An 18,598-nucleotide genomic window follows, 5' to 3' on the forward strand; every position below is an offset into this window, starting at 1 on the left:
GGACTTTACGATCAGTGGCGTAATCGTCAACACGCTCAAACACATCAGTCGCGCCCAGATCAGTTGTGGCAACATCTTCGATGGTTTGTCCAATTTCCTGTGCATGCTGCGAACTGTCGACAAAGTCTTTTTTAATCGAGTTTCGCCCTTCCTCACTCGCCAAACGATGATCCACCGTCACTGTGGCATCCAGCCCTGCAGTTTGCTGGTCTTTAGTAATTTGCTGGCTGTTGTTAAGGTCGCGATTGGTATGATCCAGATTGTGGTCTTCTCCATCACGGTTTTTAACCGAGCCACCACCTAAGGTTGCAAATGTGGTTTGCTCTCGCTCATGACCATTACTGGTCAGGCCAACGGTGGTACTGCCGGTACCCGAGTAGCCACTGGTGCTGACATTAAAGCCATCACTTTGGCTGTGATTTTTATCCTGGATGTCTTCGACGATGAGTTCGTCGGTAGTCAGGTTAAGAGTGCCATTATCAGTAAGCGTCCCATCTTCATTACGCGTGGCGCTGGCAACCACTGCACCACGCACAGTGGTTTTATCGGCGCTGATATTTACTTCGCCTGTTCCACTGCTGCCGCCGATCAGGGTGGTCTGATTATTGACCCACTTGGAGTTGGATTTGCTGTTGTTCTGGTTAGCACCAACGCTGCCTGGGCTTATATTTTTATCCGCTCCCATACTCAGGCTGGCGTTGTAGCCTTCGGTTTTACTGCTGGATGTAGCAACGTCCTGCAGACTTTCAATCAGCAGGTTGCTGGTTTCAATATCGATATCGCCCGCGATTTCAACATTGGCACCGGACAGCGTCAGGTTCTCACTATTGCTGCTCAGGCTACCGGCGTTAATGGCGCTGTTGATATGAGTTTTGCTGTAGCTGTCGGAGTCAGTATTGCTGCCGCTGGCATTCACTCCTCCGGCCAGGTCTGAGCCGCCCGAGCCATAGCTGACGGTCATCCCGGCTGTGCGGGTAGTTTCAGTACTGCTACTGGTACTCTCTTCGGTACCAGCCTTGATGGTGACATCGTTAGCATTTAGTCCTAAACCGCCACCGATATCCATCGAGGAACCGATGATGTCGATGCTTTGCGCCGCATCAAAGCGAGCGTCACCACCGACATTAAACGATGAGCCGACGTATCGCTGTTCAGTACTGGTGCTGGTTTTTTCGGTGATGGTTTTTTCAGCACTGCCGCTGGCGTAAAAACCGCCCGTTCCAGTCGTGCCAGCCGCCGTGGCACCACTGGCCGCCAGTGATATCGTCGCCTGGCTTAACTGGGCTGTGGCCGCTGCGAGGTTGGCCTCATAATCGGATACGGCATCGGCTGCCAGAGTGCCGTCTTTAACCCGACGTCGGGCATCATCCAGAGCCTCCTGAGCATCCTCAACGGCAGCACCGGCATCAGCAACCGCTTCTGCAGCATAAGCAGCATCCACATAAGCATTTTTGACACCCACGGAAGTTGTAGTGGTTTCGGTTTTTTCTTGATGTTCGGTCGTTGTTTCTTCTGTCATCCCCGCGATGCGGATTTTATTCGCTTTAACGCTGGCATCACCTTCAACTTCGATATCCGAAGCGAGAACATTGATGCCATCTTCCGAGTTCATCACCAGTGAGCCGACACTAATGCTGGATTTTTTCAGCTTAGTGTCGGTGGTTGTGGTGGTTTCTTTGTGTTTGGTTTCGGTAACACCAGCGACGGTCACTTCGTCTTTTTTCAGTTCGCCTTTGGTACCTGCCACAGTATGGGTACTTTGGCTTTCTGTGGTTGTAGTGGTGTTTTCAACTGCCGTAATGGTGGTGTTGCGGGTTTCCAAATAAGCGGTATTAGCGCTAATGTCAGCACCCTCAATGCGGGTATCGCCATCAGTGCGCACAATCAGTTTGTCACCCGCATTCAGAGTGCTGGTTTGGTGAGTGGTGCTCTCAACAACGGTTTCACTGCTCTTACCCACCGTAATCTCCGGATTAACCCCGGCGGCCATGGCCAGCTGTCCAACACCACTGGCGCTGAGCGCTAAGGTGGCGGCGGCTGCCAGGTCTTTGAGCGGGCCTTTCAAGCCGGATTGCTTTTTGTCCCAACTCTTGTCGGTAAGCTCGACAGTGCCAATGGTAAGGTTGTTGATGGAAGAACCGTCTTCTGTGATGTACTGACCATTGTCATCAAGTATCGGGGCACCGTTTTCATCGCGTTTGACCGTCACATCCCCAAGCAGGATGTTTTCTTCCGCGGCTAATTCAGAAGCAAGAATCGCCACATCACCACCATCGGAATCAATCTGAATATTATTACCCGATAACCGGCTGGCAGTTGCGGTTTGTTTGACGTACCCCTGCTGATGGGCATTGGTGGTCACCGCACCACTGCCTTTTTTATCCTTGCTATAGCTGTCCTGGCTAATACCGGCGGTCAACAGGATATCATTCCCAGCTTTCAGTTTTATATTATTACCCGCCGACACACTGGTGCCTTGCAGGGTCATATTGTTATCAGCCGTCAGTGCAAGGTCGCCACCAACGTTCAGATTTGTACCAATAAAATCTAACTGCTCTGATTGGGTTGTGGTTTTTGATGAACTGAACGTGCCGCTTTTCTTACTGTAACGCTGCTCAAAAGTACGTTCAGTCACCCCCATCAGATTAATATCACGGGCATTAATACTTGCATTACCGGCAACATCAATCTGCGCGGCCTGTGAATTCAGATCCCCGTTGGCATTCACGGTTAGATTACCACCACTGCGAATCTGGCTAGTAACAAACTCGGTCCGCTCATCAATGTTCTTCCCGAATTGATTGCGACGATCCAGCTGTAACGCACTGAGATTAATATCGCCTCCTGCAAACAGCGATAAATCACCACGACTGTTGATCGTGCCCCCCAGGTTGTTGATATCGCCCTGGCTATTCAAAGCCAGCTCTCCGGCATCAATATTGCCACCACGGCCGGCCAACGCATTGTAGTTGCTGTCGTCACCGAAGCGCATCACATTACGCTGATTAGTAATCACATCCGCCTGAATACGCGCCCGATTGGCAACACTGATATTGCCGGTGTTTTTAAACTCAGAAACATCAACATCCATCGTATCGGCAATCAGAGTACCAGCGGTTGGTGTAGTGATCTGCTCCAGCGTTGCCTCTGGCAGATAGACGGTCGGCACTAATTGCGACTGCCCGCCAATGTCCATCGCCACGTACCAGATCATCGGTTGCTCAAGCTGAGCAATTTGCCGGCGCGTTAACGCCTTGCCCAACTTCACACTGCCGTCATTCTGGTAAGCTTCTACATACGCCAGCGTATTGTCGTACAACGCCTTGCGCTGCTCGGCCGAGCTGCTCCAGTCGGGTGAGAAGAAGGAGGTACCGGTTTGTGCCAACGCCGCCTGAGTCACAGCTTGTGCTTCCTGATACGGGTCAAGGAAGAATATTGGCTCAACGTCTGGCTGCTGAGTATCGGTTAAGCGATCAAAGATGTAGTCGGGCTGCAGTTCGTATTCTGTATCGGCAATAATCTGACTGAGAATATCTTCGTCAAGGTCAAACAGGCTCGGGGCAGTAGTCGCATGAGCAGTAGACTGTGACTGCAAAGCTTGCCCGTTCTTTTGTCTCTCATTACTGAGCGAATCCAGTTGTGACTGCAGTTCAGCCTGAGCGGCTAGTTCCTGTGGGGTTTTATCACCCGCAACGGAGGCAGCATTGAGGGCATCAAATGACAAACCCGGAATAACAAAGGACAACAATGAAATTGAGGATTGCGGGCCACTGCCAATAATATCGATAACAACATCATCTGCCCCATTGTTAAACGAGCCCTTTTTCTCCTGAGACTGACCTTGAACATTACCATTAGATTGAAGGCCTACTGCGTCTACTGCGGTTGATTGATCATCTGAATTCTGGGTTTTCAAACCACCAGAAATCAAAGACCCGGTATTATTAAAACTTCTATTTCCTTCGTATGTTATGACTCCACCCGAGTAAATTGTTCCAATAGCAAAAGGGTTTATTATTTTTGTACTACCATCTCCCGAAAAAAATGAATTTTTAACCGTATTCCCAGTATGCGTCGAGCTCCATGGACCCTTCCAATAGTAGTCATTTGTCATCTCTATTTCTGAGATCAAATGATCTACTGCAAGCTTCCTCTTACTAGAGTCAGATGACAAATAGTTGCTTTCAATCCAATTTCCGTATGCATTTGTCTCAGACTTATTATTTTCTGTCTTTCTCTTCCATCGAATGTTTTTAACAACAGCATCGAATTCTTCACTGCTATTATTTATCCCCCCTTGGATATCAATATCCCCAACTGCACTCACATCAGAAATATGATTATAAAGGTTACCATTTACTCCCAGCTCACCCCCTGATTGTATTATGCTACGTTTTGATCCGGCACTCACCTCCTCTGAGACATAGCCTACATCATGCTGCCAGTAATAATCTGTACTTTTGTCATAACTTGGTCCAGTTTTCTTTGTCCAACTGCTGTAATTATATGAGACAACTGTTTCGAACACCTCTTTCCGTGAAGAGTCATCAACTAACCCCAAGTTTTCTACATCACCATCAATAAATAAAGACCCACTTGTTTTTATCGAGCCAACCAGAGTAGATCCATCACCATTTCTAAGAGTCGATGCTGTTATACTATTCTTTGATCCACCATCAAAAGATTCAATATTCCCATTATTAAATAGGCTGCCGCGAGCTACGATATCAAAATTCTCCTTTGCATAGAGAACCGCACCAGAGTGATTACTAATATCCCCCAAAGCTTCAAGCTTCAGCTCGTTTCGATATGCAACAATCTTAGAACCGTCTGTATTATCAATATTGTCATTCAAGTAAGCCAATATCGATCCGCCATACATACGGTCATTATTAATTATTTCACCTGAACGGCTACCCTCAGCGCCTAGCCTCCAATCACCATCAATCGTAATGCGACTATTATTTTCAAGTGAATCGAAGTACCATTGACTATTTCCTAAAGCCTTAACGTTACCATTAACGGAGATATTTCCAGCAGAAACATCCAACCCACCATCGGAATACACCTGACCATTATTAACCCAATCAGAGGCTTGATCTGCTACAGAGAATCCATCAGCCAGCCCGGATATGCGGATACTGCTGCCGCTACCTAAATCAGAATTCTTGGTCGAGACAATCCCCACCGAACGGTTTTCAAAGCGGTCTGTATTGATATCTAAGCTAGCCTCACCCCGAATATTGGCGTTATTCAGGAATGAGCTACTGGTAACATTAAGATCAGAGGCAAAGTCAATATCGCCATCATTCTGCAGTGTCCCGGCAATATTCCACCGACTCAGGCCACCACCAGTGCCGATATTAATTTTTCCGTGCTGCTCAACGGCCAAGGTATTGGTGATGATATCAATTTTATTATCACCAATGACTGTACCGGAAACATACAGGCCTTCACCGTCAATAAAGATATTCGATGCCTGATAAACATCGCCCATGATTCCACTGACATAAAGATTCAACGTTTCAGCGGCAACTAATCCGGTAGGCTGATTTGCTGCAAGTGCTTGCACCCGGATAGCCGATAGCGTGCTGACTTCATTAATACGCTGTGAAGTACTGCCAACATTCAGTGTATTGCCATAAATCAGATGCTCGTTGTCAAGATGACTGACTGCGACAGAGGTTGTGCCTTTGCCTATTAATTCACCACTATTGTGTAAACGGCTCGCTTTTAATGAAAGATCGGTTTCACTTTGTATCAAACCAGAATTCGCAAGAACACCCTGACTGGTGAGACTGATTTCGTTAGCAAATACCCGCGCTCCGGCACTATTAATGATATTTAGAGCGTCTAAATCAATCTGATCCCGCACCAACAAGGTGCCATCATTGTGGATGTCTTTCACAATGGCTGCTGGAGCACTTGTTATTAATCCAGCCTGAAGATAGCTTTCAACACCATGATTGTTCAGTGTTCCGAAATCGTTCAGAACCAATGCGCTGCTTATTGCAATATCACCATAGTTTTCCAGAATACCAATGCCATTCAGATGCAAAGCTGTTTCTGTATTACCATCATTGAGTTCACGGATAAGACCCCGATTTTCGAGACGATCAGCTGTCAAGGCAATACTGCCATTGGATATTTCAATGGCGGCACCATCACCGTTAACAAAACTTCCAGCATAAACCTCAAACAAGCCTGTGGTCGTTTTTCCGGGGACTACACTGAAATCATCAAAGATCCGGCTCCGTTGAGCATCAGTTAGTACAAGTTCAGATTGGTATAATTGCCCGTTGTTAACCAACGGATCGTCGGTTAGCTGAATTATGGCCTCACCTGCGCCAATAACACCGTTATTTTCGAACTGATTTACTTCTGCGAACAATGAGGAAGCATTCATAAATCCGCTATTGCTAAAAGATCCGGCATTATCAATCACAATCCCACCGGTACTATTGATGCTTGCCGCTTGCTTTAAAGTGCCAGCTGCCTGATGCGCTGCAAGATTCTCTTCATTATTATCAAATTTATTGACGTTTCTGATAAGAATCAGCTCATCAGACTCTATAATTCCCTGATTGGTAAACTGATTAAACCCTGAAAACGAAGCTGAACCGTAGTCCAGCACTGAGCCATCATCAGCACGTCTGTGTCTCTGAACGATCACACCAGTTTCGTGATTAACAAAATCTGAGGTCGTTGAATCGGCAAGATTTCCTCTGGCGTCAAAATTTGTTGCAATGAACGTCCCAGAGTTGTCGACTCCACCATGCGTGAGAGTCAGGTCACCTACACTCAGAATACTCCCTTCACGGCCAATAAGTTGGTTGCCAGAAGCACCACCCAGAGCAAGATCAATCGCAGCGGTATCCGCAGCGACTTTGCCGTCATTACTGATATCCACTGAGGCGTCTATCGTTAAAAGGTCTGCAAATATCTCTCCGTTATTAGTAAATGTATTTTCTGATCGAGTAATACTCAGTGTGTTTGTTTCAATTCGTCCCTTCTGCAAGAACTCTTCATCACCAATATGAACCTCACCATTCGATACAAGTGCCCCCGCAAGCCCGTTTTCAACACCTGCAAGACCAGAAAAATTCAATGCACTCCCTTGCAGAAGACCTTCATTAACATAGCGCCCAGAATGACTAGCATCATCAGCTTTCAGCCATCGAATGGCATTCTCAGCGACTTGCTCACCACGATTAATGAATACTGCGGTTTCTTCAGATGCCCGATAGTTAGCATGACTGGCAATCAAAGACGCATCACGCTGATTAATAAATCTCTGATAACGTATTTCAAGGGCCTCTGCACCGATATCACCTGCATTTTCAATGTTTTCAGCACTAAGCAGAAAATTTTCACTGGTAAGCAGGCCCGTATTATTGAATTGGCGTGTACGAACGCCTAGCTCCGAAAATGAAGCAATATTCCCAGTATTCGCGATACTGTCTTCTGCCGTTAACTGCAGTTCAGTGGCGCTTAACAACGTGCCACGATTAGTAAGACTCTCAACAGAAACATTAGTACTAAGTGAATTAATAAAGCTATTTTTATCAACAGTCATCTGCTCTGCTGAGAATGCAATTTCAGCCACTTCGATTATGCTGCTTTCTATTCCCAGCACTGCATCTACATTGACATCAACTGTGCTCGCTTGCAGCGATACGTTGCCCCATCCAGCCTGGCCACTGTGCAGTGAAAATGATCCGCTTCCGATGGCTAAATTATTCAAGCTAGATGAACCGGAAACCTCGGCGGAAATGTCACCCGCGACCTGCCAGACACCAGCTATCTCGGCCTGATCAGCAACCACGACTAAGTTATCTGCCTTTATGGAACCCAGTAGCTCAAGATAGTCACCTGAAATTGACATATCGTCTGTTGCTAAAGCGACACTGTTTGCTCCCAAAGACAGATCGGCCGACATACTGAGGTTATTCGACGCCACGGCAGAATCAACCAAGTCTGCACGGTCAGCATTCAGAATCACATTGCCGCCCCGCATAATTGATGAACGTGTAGCAAATTCTGTTGCCTCAATAGTTAGCTCATCCGATAGCATTTGTGAGTCAACAAGCCGAATACCTTCTGCCAATATTTGATTTTCACGCGAGTACATCCGGCTATTATGCAATGCGATTTCTGATACATTCATTTCGCCTTCAGAAAATACCCAATCTGCACCAGTGAGTGATAATGCATCTGCACTTAATGTAAAAGAATTCACACTAAATTGGCTTTGATTATCTCTCCAGTCACCTGCTTTCAGCTCTAAATCGTTTGCATTGAGATCGATCCCTGAACTGATCAGATTTCCGAATCGTAAATCCGCTTTATCCAGCTGCATCGTTAATTGCTCGGCGTGAGCCTGATTGCTAGTTAATCCCAGCTCCGAAAAACTCATTAAAACGTGATCCAGCGTTAGCTGATCACTGCCTATCTCAGCCTGTTCAGAAACCAGTGTGGAGTTTTCAAATTCACTACTACCATCGACGCCGATGCTGAGCCTTTCTATAGCAAGAACGTCGGCTTCACTACGCAGACTTCCAGCCTTGACGTCCACTTCCAGGGCTTTTAACTCACCATTGAGCGCCGCCTGTCCGGAGATGTCCAAAGATAACTGCTGCGAAATAAAACCGCTACGCTCTGAGGTTTCAAGGCTATCAGCCCCAACAACAATACGCTCATTCGCGATCAGATCATCACTGACACTAATCTCTCCATCAGCCTTTAAGGTCATGGTTTTAAAGGCGTCTGCATCCGTCACGCTCAAACCACCAGCGGACTTTATAAACAGGTCATCGGCATGAGAAAAGAGGTAACCATCGGCCTTAACTCCCAGCCCCTGCTCGGTACCAATGATATTGATATTGCCTGCCTGCATAGCACCGTATACAGATGCATCAATAGCAACGACACGCTCTGCATTTGTAGCGGCATCTTTTCGGGTGATGTCTATATTGGTATCAGGATTACTCAATGATTCCTCATAATTAATATCGTAAACACCGGATACAATATTGAGTTGTCCTGGAATATTGATTTCGCCATCCACCTTTACATAGCGTGACAACACATCGAGATCATACGGTTTGTAGCGGTAACTGAGTCCTTCTTCGCGAAAATTAATCTCACCATTATCAACAGAGAAATTTAGTTGCTCATTGTCATAATAAGAACGCCCGGTCGTCAGCGATAAACGCCCGGTATTGATAAAACCACAACCATCACAGGTAATGCCATTTGGGTTGGCAATAATGATATTTGCTTTATCGCCAAACACCTCCATAACGCCTTTCAGTTCACTATTGTTCTGACTTGTTACCTCGTTCAGGATCGTTGAGGCACTGCGCCCTCCCAATGCCGGATTAGCTGCGAGACGTCCGGCCAGATATGAGTCCCCATTGCTCAAGGAGTTATTAAAAACCAGTCCGTTTTGATCAACATTGAAGTCCTGGTATTTATTGTGAGAGATTCCGGTAGCACCAGGCCTGACAATATCAACAACCGATACCCCATGCTGATTACGAATCACAGGCGTGAAGCGCACGTCGGCATTCGGGTCGGTAATTAATTGCGCAGCTACCGGTGCGACCAGGCCGGCTGGGAAAATTATATTGCTGATCAGCAGAGCTGAAAACAGCCGTGCTGATAGGCTGTTTTTACGATTACGCAGTGTAGCTAATATCATGGTATATCCTTGACCATCGTGGTCTTAGAACACTTTCAGTCCTAAATTAAACGAAAATACATTCTGCCCGGCATATTCTCGCCGGGACTGAGCCAAACGCGCCCACCACAGGTCCGCGTTAAAGTGTTGATACACAATCCGGATACCAGCGCCAATGCCGGTACCTTCGATGTTGTCTGGTGCGGCCAGATTCCTCACCCGGCCGTAATCACTGAAAACTCTTGCACTGATTCCTGACAGTACAGGTGAGTCGATACCTAACAAAGAAGCCATGTTTCTGCCTGGAAGCGTCAGCGTATTCTGAATATAGAAACCACGATCCCCCGAAGCGAAGGTTGTATCACTGCCACGTACACTGGCGGCATCCCCTAAATGGATCTGCTCAGAGCTGTACAACGAGTCATCCGTATACTGCCCCGCTATCGTGGTCTGCAGCGACGCATAACGAAACACCGGCGCACCGAGTGTTAGCCGCACATCTTGCTTCTGAAACCTGGCCAACGGCGTATGTCCTGATGCAGAAGGCGAGTCATGGGTTGCACCAAACAGCCCAGTACCATGGATATGGGCCAGCTCTGCACTGAAAAAGCCCCAAGTGTTGTTACTTGAATAATTCACTGCCAGCCGAATCGGTGCCAGTTTCTGGGGTGTCAGTTTAACGCCAAGAATATGCCGCTCAGAGCGCCTTACCGTTACACTGGATTTAACAGTCAGACGACTACGACTATCTCTGAAGGCCAGATAAGCAACGTTCATTGCCGAGGTATTGGACTGGCCAAACAAGTCGGTGTTTTCAGGCAATACATTGAGGTATTCGGAGTAACTATGGGACACATCGAAGTTCCACCAGCGAAAGGGCATCCCCGCATTCAGCGTCACCGCATTGGTATTGGTACTGCTAATCAGGTTCAGAGAAGCTGAGTCATTAATCCCCAGAATATTATCGGCTTCGACTCCCAGACGGGTTTTATTGCGACCAGTATTTTCCTGACCATCATTACTGACACTTACTGAACCACGCACTTCGTCGTCCACCGAGTTAAGAATCTGCACGTGGGTCGAACCGGTTTTCTGTCCGGGCCAGAGTTTCATCGTGGCATTCGCTGACGGCACACGATTAATCTGATCCAGTGCCTGTTCAATTTCGGGCAACCTCAGATGCTTTCCCCAGGAAGGGCTCATCACCCACCACAGCTTATCGCGATCATCCTGATGATTATTGTTAATCGAGATGGCCTCCACGTAGCCTTCAATCACAACCAGCTCAAGAATGCCACGGCGAAGATCCTGTGGCGGTATGTACACCCGCGATGTGATATACCCCTGATCGATGTATTCGGCCGTTAGCTCCTGCATCAGTTGATTGATACCGTCTTTACCCAGGCAACGTTTACGGTAACGGGATACCACCGAAGTGATGTCAGAACGTGACAGAATGGTATTACCGGAAATCAGGATTTCATCCACCGGAAAACAGCTTGCTTCAAGCGGGATATCACGGTATCCAGGTGGCTGCTGAAAGGCATCCTGGCGTTGCTGCAGGTTGTTCAGTTCATTTTGTCGGCGCTGATCTTCGAGAAATTTCTGACCCGGTTCAGTTACCGGATCAACGGCCCATGAGTGAGCCGACAACAACAACAACAACAACAACAACACCACCACCAGGGTTGCCAGCAAACGTGTGCGAATCATTAAAACAAATCCCCACCCAAACCAATCCGACGCCGCAGCAGCAACTCCTGTGTGGTTGGCTCGCGCACAGTGCGGTAGTCACCCTTGATATCAGGGGCTGCGACACCGGCACCATAAAACTGCAGCGTTCCACCCGAAAGGTTCAGGGTGCCCATATTGGATACAACGGCACCTCCCTGATCAACGGCCACCCAGATAGCGTCATTTTTCAGTAACAAACCACGCAGACCTTTATTCCGAGTCAGAACGTCATATACCACCACGCCATGGCTTTCCATAACCGGTGATTGCAGGTGAACATCATTTACTGCCTGCAGCGTGCCACCCACATTCATAAGAGATTCGCTGGCATCGATCGTCAATTGCTGACTGGCCTGAATATTCCCCCCCAACAGATCAACATCCGACCCACCACGCTCATCACATCCTCCTAGGTTACAGCGGCTGGTCATCCAGGCTTCTCCCACTAACGCCGATTCGTTCTGAAAACGTGCGGTATTAATCTGGATATTGCCGTCATTAGCAATAATATCGGCACCATAGCCGCGATAAGCTTCCGTTGCCGTAATGTCAGCATCGCCCTGAGCAACAATAATCTCCGAAATCAGACGGCCGGCATCGGGCTCGCCAAAGCGAATACTTCGCTCGTTTTGGCGCTCTCGCTGAAGAAATGCGGTGTACCACAGACGCTTGCCGTCGTGACTGTTGTGACTGATTTCACCAAGCTGATCGAATGCTTCGATCTCAACGCTGTTGTCGAATAGTGTGGTATTAATGGTCAGTCCAGTATTAGCAAGGATTCGACCGCTGTGGTTATACAAGCGCTGACTGTTGAGATGAATTCCCTGCAGCGAAAAAAGAATACTGCGCTGCTCCTCTGAACGGGCGCGAAGCTTAATATCTCCGGTCGCCGTTAACGTTAGGGCGTTGCCACCATCCGCTGTTTGTGCCGCACTAAGCAGAGTCGATTCTAAATAGATGTCGCTGTCTGATGACAGCGCCACTGCGCCAAACTGAGACTCGATGGTGTTTTGTTGGCCATCCGCTGCAATGCTGGAGATGTTGTCGGCCTCAATCGCAAGATCCCCCGCCGCTTTGACGTCACCACTGATTTCGACCTTACCCTCGGAGGTCAGACTAAAATGGTTGGCGGTTGCATAGATATTTCCGGCACTGCGCACACCAGCACCCAGAGCCGTTACCTGCATTGAGACACGAGAGGCCCGCAAGCTCGCGGCACTACTGATATCCACCGCCAGTACCGCTGACTCCGCATTCGAATAGGTCGAATTCAGCCAACCATCAGCGGGATCTGACATGGCCAATCTGGAATTAATTTCATGAGAGCCTGCTCCGGTTTTAACACCGATACTGGCAAAAGCCGACTCACTGTTATTATGCAGCTCCCCTTCCGCAATAAACCGCTGAGATAACAACTCTAACCGGTTAAGAGAGCCTGTCAGACCATCCGCACCGATGTAAATGCTTCCGCCTGAAACGTTTACAACAGGATTACGATAATCATCACCAAAATTGCCAGTACGGGTCTGATAGCTGATCTCCCCTGTAGCAAGTGCCAGCGATGCCATATTAAAGACTTCAGCACCATTCACCGAGATACCATTAGGGTTGGCAATCACGACATGAGCACGGGTACCAAGCACCCGAATCTCACCGTTTAAGCTTGATGGTTCGGCGCCAGTGACTTCATTAATGATGGTTCTCGCACCGGCGGTACGGTTGTTGAGGATGGCGCCATTGTCGCCAACATTAAAACTCTGATAGCGATTATGACTGATGCGATCGGCATCGGCGTCGGCCAGCTCCACGACAGTGCGCCCCAGCGAGTCGAGAGAAACCTGAGTAGCCGTTGTTCCGTCCGGTACAATTTCGGCCAACGTCACACCACTGCATAGCAGCGCAACAAGCGCGCAATATCCATATTTCAAAGCAGGACATCCTGTATCTGAGCCAAGTAAAACCGGGCGCAATCTTACATAGCTTCACACTTGGCAGCAATGAACCGGTGTCTCAAAAATGATCATTAATCCTTGTCAACTCATACTCCTACCGGAGATTCTGAAACAACTGCTGTCATACCCAGCATTTGCCCCTGCCGCCTTGAGCATTGCCCGGGCCATGCTGGAGCAGCAACAACAGCGTTAATGATGACCACACCGTCCCATAAGCCGGCTGATCAGGGCCGGTTTATGGGCCTGATGCGGTATTACACGCCTGCCGTTAGTGCGAATACCGCTGCCAGCTTACGCAGGTGTCGGAGGCACTGAAACACAGCGCGGGAAAAGAAGGGCCCGCCAGCGAGAAAAACTCACCCGGCTGCCGGGGCTGTGGCCGGAAACGTTTAGGGAAAATCACCCGGCCATCCGACTGCACCTGAGAGGGAAAACTGGCAACGTTCTGGTAATAACCCAACAGCTGTTTTTTCTCGAAAACCAATAACGAAAAAAACTGCTCGTAATCGTCACCTTTCACCCGTTCCAGGCCGATTAAGGTACGATCCTGATATTCGCCAAAAAAATACAGCGATACGACGTGGTCGTTGTGGCTGTCTGCCATCAACGGCGACTGACTGTGGTCGAGGTAAATTTCAGCGGCCTGTGGTGTTATCCAGCGCGGGGCCGCGGCACGATCATCAGCCGCGAACGCCACGCTGGCGGTTAACACATTCAGCCACAACAACTGCTGCAGCCACAGCCATTTCAATTTTGGTCGCGTCAGCAATGTCTGCAGTAATCGCATCACTCAACTCACTGGCTGCAACAGCCCTATTCGGGCTGAGTCAGCTCCAGCTTAGTGCCGAGGTATTTTTCCAGTGGTGCCAGATTAAAGGCATCATCTTCCGACACAAAACTGATGGATATGCCTTTGGCGCCGGCACGTCCGGTACGACCGATGCGGTGCACATAGTCCTCCGGATCTTCCGGCAAGGTGAAGTTAATAACGTGACTGACGTTATCGACGTGAATACCACGACCCGCCACATCCGTGGCCACCATGATATTGACGTGACCATCACGGAAACGCTCCAGTGTGCGAATCCGTTTTTGCTGATTTACTTCACCGGATAACAACACCGCCACATGGCCGTTTTTGTTCAGCTTATCGCACAGGTTACGGGTCAGATCGCGGCGGTTAGCAAAAATAATACAGCGCTCGGGTTTATCTTCTTTCAGGACTTTATCCAACAGCTCGTATTTATCCGATTCGGCCACCAGATATAACGTTTGGGTTACCCGGTCGGTGGTCACCTGTTCCGGTTCAATCACTACCGTTAACGGATCAAACATCCACTGATCAATCAGGATACGGACATCGTAGTTAAAGGTAGCGGAATACAGCAGCGTCTGGCGTTCGTCTTTGGGTGGTGTGGCACGCACGATACGGCGCACATCCGGAATAAAACCCATGTCCAGCATACGGTCGGCTTCGTCCAGTACCAGTACTTCGACCTGATCGAGGAACACATCCTGACTGCGCATAAAATCGATCAGACGTCCCGGGGTTGCTACCAGAATATCGACCACTTCGTCGCGCAGCTGACGGCGCTGTTCTTCGTAGTTCATTCCGCCGACCACGGTACAGACATTCAGGCCGGTGTATTTTGCCAGCCCTTCGGCATCTTTACCGATCTGCATCGCCAGTTCGCGGGTTGGTGCAACAATTAACGCCCGCGGCTCACTGGCGTAGCGTTGTTCAATTTTATCGGTTAACAACTGATTGAGAATGGTCAGCAGGAAGGCTGCGGTTTTACCGGTACCGGTCTGGGCCTGACCAATGGTGTCACGACCACGCAACGCCGCCGGCAGGCTCTGAGCCTGAATCGGCGAGCAATACTGGAAACCCAGCTCGTGAATGCCACGCATCACCGAATCCGGCAGATCGAAATCGTGAAACCGCACCTTGCCAGCCTGCGGCTCGACCTGAAAGTCAGACAACTGCCACGGTGTTACCGCTGCCGCCGGCTGACGTTTACGGCCATTGCCCTGGGCTTTGCTGCTTTTCTTAGCCTTCGTTTTCTGGCCTTGTTTATGGCCTGCTGCACTGTGTGTATCACGCGCTGGCTGGTTGCTCTTTTTATGAGGTTTAGCGGCGCTGGATGATGCGCTTTTTTTCTGATCGGTCTTTGCTGCGGGCTTATCGCTACCGCCAAACAATTTTTTTAACAAAACGAACTCCGGAGTCGGTCCAGCACAAATAACTCGGCGCTGAATTGAGGTTGGCGTTGATAATAATCTAATAATGCCTGTTTTAACACTTCAGCCCGTGGTGGCAGCCCCTGTTGCAGGTATTTCTGCGCCTGGTGCACCACATTTTGCTGAAAATTCGCGATCCCGGCGGCAACCTCATCCGGGTCACCGTCGAGATTGTCGGTACTGACGTGAAATTTACGGCCGCAGGCCTCCGACAGAATCCACTCCAGTGCCTGCGGTTTCACTTCCACCTGCTCAAACTGGCGCTGGCGCTCGGCGCTGCGACCATCGGGTTCATACCAGTAGCCAAAGTCCACCAGCTGACGCCGGGCCTTACCGGCAATACACCAGTGGCTGATCTCGTGCAGTGCGGATTCGTAGAAACCGTGGGCAAACACAACACGGTGATGAGGATGACGGGCATCCGCCGGCAAATAAATGGGTTCATCGTCGCCGGCGATAAGCACGGTATTCTCACTGGATTGGAACAACTGATTAAACAGACTGATCAGATCATCAACTATTAACAAAAATCGGTTCACTCTTATTACTATTCGGGGCAAAATGCCGCCCCAGAAATCATCTGCGCCTGGCGCGCTCCCCGGAAAAATATCGGCATGACCTTCAAAGCACAAGAGCTGCGTGCCCTGCGCCGGCTTACTTTGCCTATTCTTGCAACTCAGCTGGCCCAGATTGGCATGGGCACCATCGACACCCTGATGTCCGGTTATATCAGCACCCGCGATCTGGCTGCCGTCGCCATTGGTACATCCATCTGGTTACCAATCTGGTTGCTGCTGGCAGGCATTCTGGTGGCATTATCGCCCCTGGCATCACGCATTAACGCCTCCGGCCAGACCGCCGGCCTGCCACAGTTATTGGCAGCCGCTCTGTTTACCGGGCTGGCTTTTGGTGCGGTGTCGGCGTTGGCTCTGTCCGGCCTGGCGCAGTTTTTACCGCACTGGATTGATGACCCGGTTACCGCCGGTATCGCCCGCCAGTACCTGTTTGCTATCGCCCTGGGCATGCCGTCCGCCGGGGTGTTTCTGGCCTACCGCTTTTACGCCGAAGCACTGAATCAGCCGGCCCATGTCACCCGCATTATGCTGATTGGCCTGGCCCTCAACGTACCGGTTAACGCCCTATTCCTGTACGGCTGGTTTGGCCTGCCGGAGTTCGGGGGTGTCGGTTGCGGCATCGGCTCGAGCCTGGTGTTTACCGGTATGGCCATCGCCATGGCCATCAATACCCGCAAACATCGCCTCAGCAACAACGAGGTATTATGGCGCAATGTGTTCCGCCCCGACTGGACACAGGTCATGGCGGTGACCACCTTAGGTTTGCCTATCGGCTTATCCATCTTTTTTGAAGTCAGTCTGTTTTCGGTGATTTCGCTGTTTCTGACCGAACTCGGGCCTGTGATTGTGGCCGGACATCAGGTGGCACTGAACGTATCATCCCTGACCTTTATGATTCCGCTCAGCCTGGCGATGGCTCTGACCGTGCGGGTCGGTCACCACCTTGGCAGTAATCAGCCGGAACTGGCGCGCCGAACCGCCTGGCTGGGCGTTAAAACCAATCTGGCCATTGCGGTATTCAACGCCACCCTGATGGTCACCCTGTCGGCCTATATCGCCGGTCTGTATTCTCCGGACCCTAAGGTGGTGGAAACCGCTGCCGGGTTATTGTTATTTGCTGCTGTTTTTCAGTTATCGGACGCCATTCAGGTCGGTGCTGCCGGGGCATTACGGGGTTATCAGGACACCTTGCCGGTGATGTTAATCACCTTTATTTCCTACTGGGCCATCGGCCTGGCATTAGGCCATTACCTGGCCTTCAGCCCGCAGGAATTTAATGGCGGTGAACCGTTAGGTGCCCGGGGTTTCTGGATTGGCCTGGTATCCGGCCTGACGGTAGCCGCCATTGCACTGGGTTACCGGCTGTATAAAGTCAGCCACAAACCCAGACTGGCACAACCACTCAGCTGAGCTGCGCTGGCACCCAACCACAAAACATTCGATCACGGCGGGGGCATTGATTACACTGTGCGCCCGTTTTATTTGCTTTCGCCTGATAAGGACCGTGTATGGCCACCTCCAGTTTATTAGCCCTAATCGACGACATCGCCACCGTACTCGACGACGTCGCGGTATTATCCAAAGTGGCAGCCAAAAAAACCGCCGGAGTATTGGGCGATGATTTAGCCCTGAACGCGGAACAGGTCACCGGGGTACGTGCCGATCGGGAATTACCGGTAGTCTGGGCTGTTACCAAAGGGTCGTTATTAAATAAGCTGATCCTGGTGCCCGCAGCGTTATTAATCAGTGCCTTTATCCCCTGGGCGGTGATGGTGTTATTAATGTTAGGTGGCGCCTATTTGTGTTTTGAAGGGTTTGAAAAGATCGCCCACAAACTGTTTCACAAGGCCGATGAGCAACAACATAAGGCCGAGATTCAACAGGCATTGCTCGATCCTCAGCTGGACTTAAAAACCTTTGAGCAGGATAAGATCAAAGGTGCAATCCGCACCGACTTTGTATTATCGGCCGAAATTATTGTCATTGTGCTGGGTACCGTCAGTAACGAACCGTTTTTAACCCAGGTCAGTGTGTTGTCGTTGCTGGCGTTGTTATTTACCCTCGGGGTTTATGGATTTGTCGCCGCCATCGTAAAACTGGATGATGTCGGCCTGTATCTGAGCCAACAATCAGCAGCGCTGCAGGCCACTATCGGCCGTGGCTTACTGGCGTTTGCTCCGTGGTTAATGAAAGCCCTGTCCGTGGTGGGAACCATTGCCATGTTTCTGGTTGGTGGTGGCATCTTAATGCACGGCATCCCGGGCGCAGAGCACTGGCTGCACGGACTGTCGGACAACGGCTGGGTACAGGCCATTTTGCCGACCCTGGCCGGAGGCTTAACCGGCTTATTAGCCGGCGGGCTGTTAGTTGGAGTACTGTCGTTGCTGAGCAATAAAAAAACAGCCTGAGAAAAA

8 protein-coding genes are annotated in these 18,598 nt (G+C 49.7%); 2 read left to right on the forward strand and 6 right to left on the reverse strand.

All coding sequences use genetic code 11. The features are described from left to right. The 6 genes from ACFOMG_RS11320 to ACFOMG_RS11345 form a co-directional block, all read right to left on the reverse strand. The coding region (locus tag ACFOMG_RS11320; protein ID WP_376866717.1) for a two-partner secretion domain-containing protein at positions 1–9,703 on the reverse strand (9,703 nt) is incomplete at its 3' end. 24 nt (positions 9,704–9,727) lie between these two features. After that, the gene (locus tag ACFOMG_RS11325; RefSeq protein WP_376866718.1) at positions 9,728–11,395 is read right to left on the reverse strand and encodes a ShlB/FhaC/HecB family hemolysin secretion/activation protein; all 1,668 of its coding nucleotides are present in this window, start codon (positions 11,393–11,395) and stop codon (positions 9,728–9,730) included. Next, positions 11,395–13,293, reverse strand: coding sequence for a filamentous hemagglutinin N-terminal domain-containing protein (locus ACFOMG_RS11330; protein ID WP_376866719.1), 1,899 nt, complete (start codon positions 13,291–13,293; stop codon positions 11,395–11,397). The genes ACFOMG_RS11325 and ACFOMG_RS11330 overlap by 1 nt, the downstream gene beginning before the upstream one ends. Positions 13,294–13,636: 343 nt before the next feature. After that, on the reverse strand, positions 13,637–14,158 hold the full coding sequence (locus tag ACFOMG_RS11335) for a hypothetical protein (RefSeq protein ID WP_376866720.1): 522 nt from the start codon (positions 14,156–14,158) through the stop codon (positions 13,637–13,639). Positions 14,159–14,181: 23 nt separating this feature from the next. Next, positions 14,182–15,582 carry an ATP-dependent RNA helicase RhlB gene (rhlB, locus tag ACFOMG_RS11340; RefSeq protein WP_376866721.1) on the reverse strand — a complete coding sequence of 467 codons (1,401 nt, stop codon included), beginning with the start codon at positions 15,580–15,582 and terminating at the stop codon, positions 14,182–14,184. Then, the gene (locus ACFOMG_RS11345) at positions 15,576–16,136 is read right to left on the reverse strand and encodes an elongation factor P hydroxylase (RefSeq protein ID WP_376866723.1); all 561 of its coding nucleotides are present in this window, start codon (positions 16,134–16,136) and stop codon (positions 15,576–15,578) included. The genes rhlB and ACFOMG_RS11345 overlap by 7 nt, the downstream gene beginning before the upstream one ends. An 87-nt stretch (positions 16,137–16,223) precedes the next feature. On the opposite strand from ACFOMG_RS11345, the gene ACFOMG_RS11350 reads away from it, so the two are divergent. Together ACFOMG_RS11350 and ACFOMG_RS11355 are read left to right on the forward strand one after the other, a co-directional pair. Beyond that, a complete protein-coding gene (locus ACFOMG_RS11350) occupies positions 16,224–17,594 on the forward strand; it encodes an MATE family efflux transporter (RefSeq protein WP_376866724.1) in 1,371 nt (456 codons plus the stop codon). 98 nt (positions 17,595–17,692) lie between these two features. After that, positions 17,693–18,592, forward strand: coding sequence for a DUF808 domain-containing protein (locus ACFOMG_RS11355; protein ID WP_376866725.1), 900 nt, complete (start codon positions 17,693–17,695; stop codon positions 18,590–18,592). The last annotated feature ends 6 nt before the right edge of the window (positions 18,593–18,598 follow it).

Origin of the sequence: Bacterioplanoides pacificum, assembly GCF_042648445.1 — a bacterium.
Taxonomy (GTDB): Bacteria; Pseudomonadota; Gammaproteobacteria; order Pseudomonadales; family Oceanobacteraceae; genus Bacterioplanoides; species Bacterioplanoides pacificum.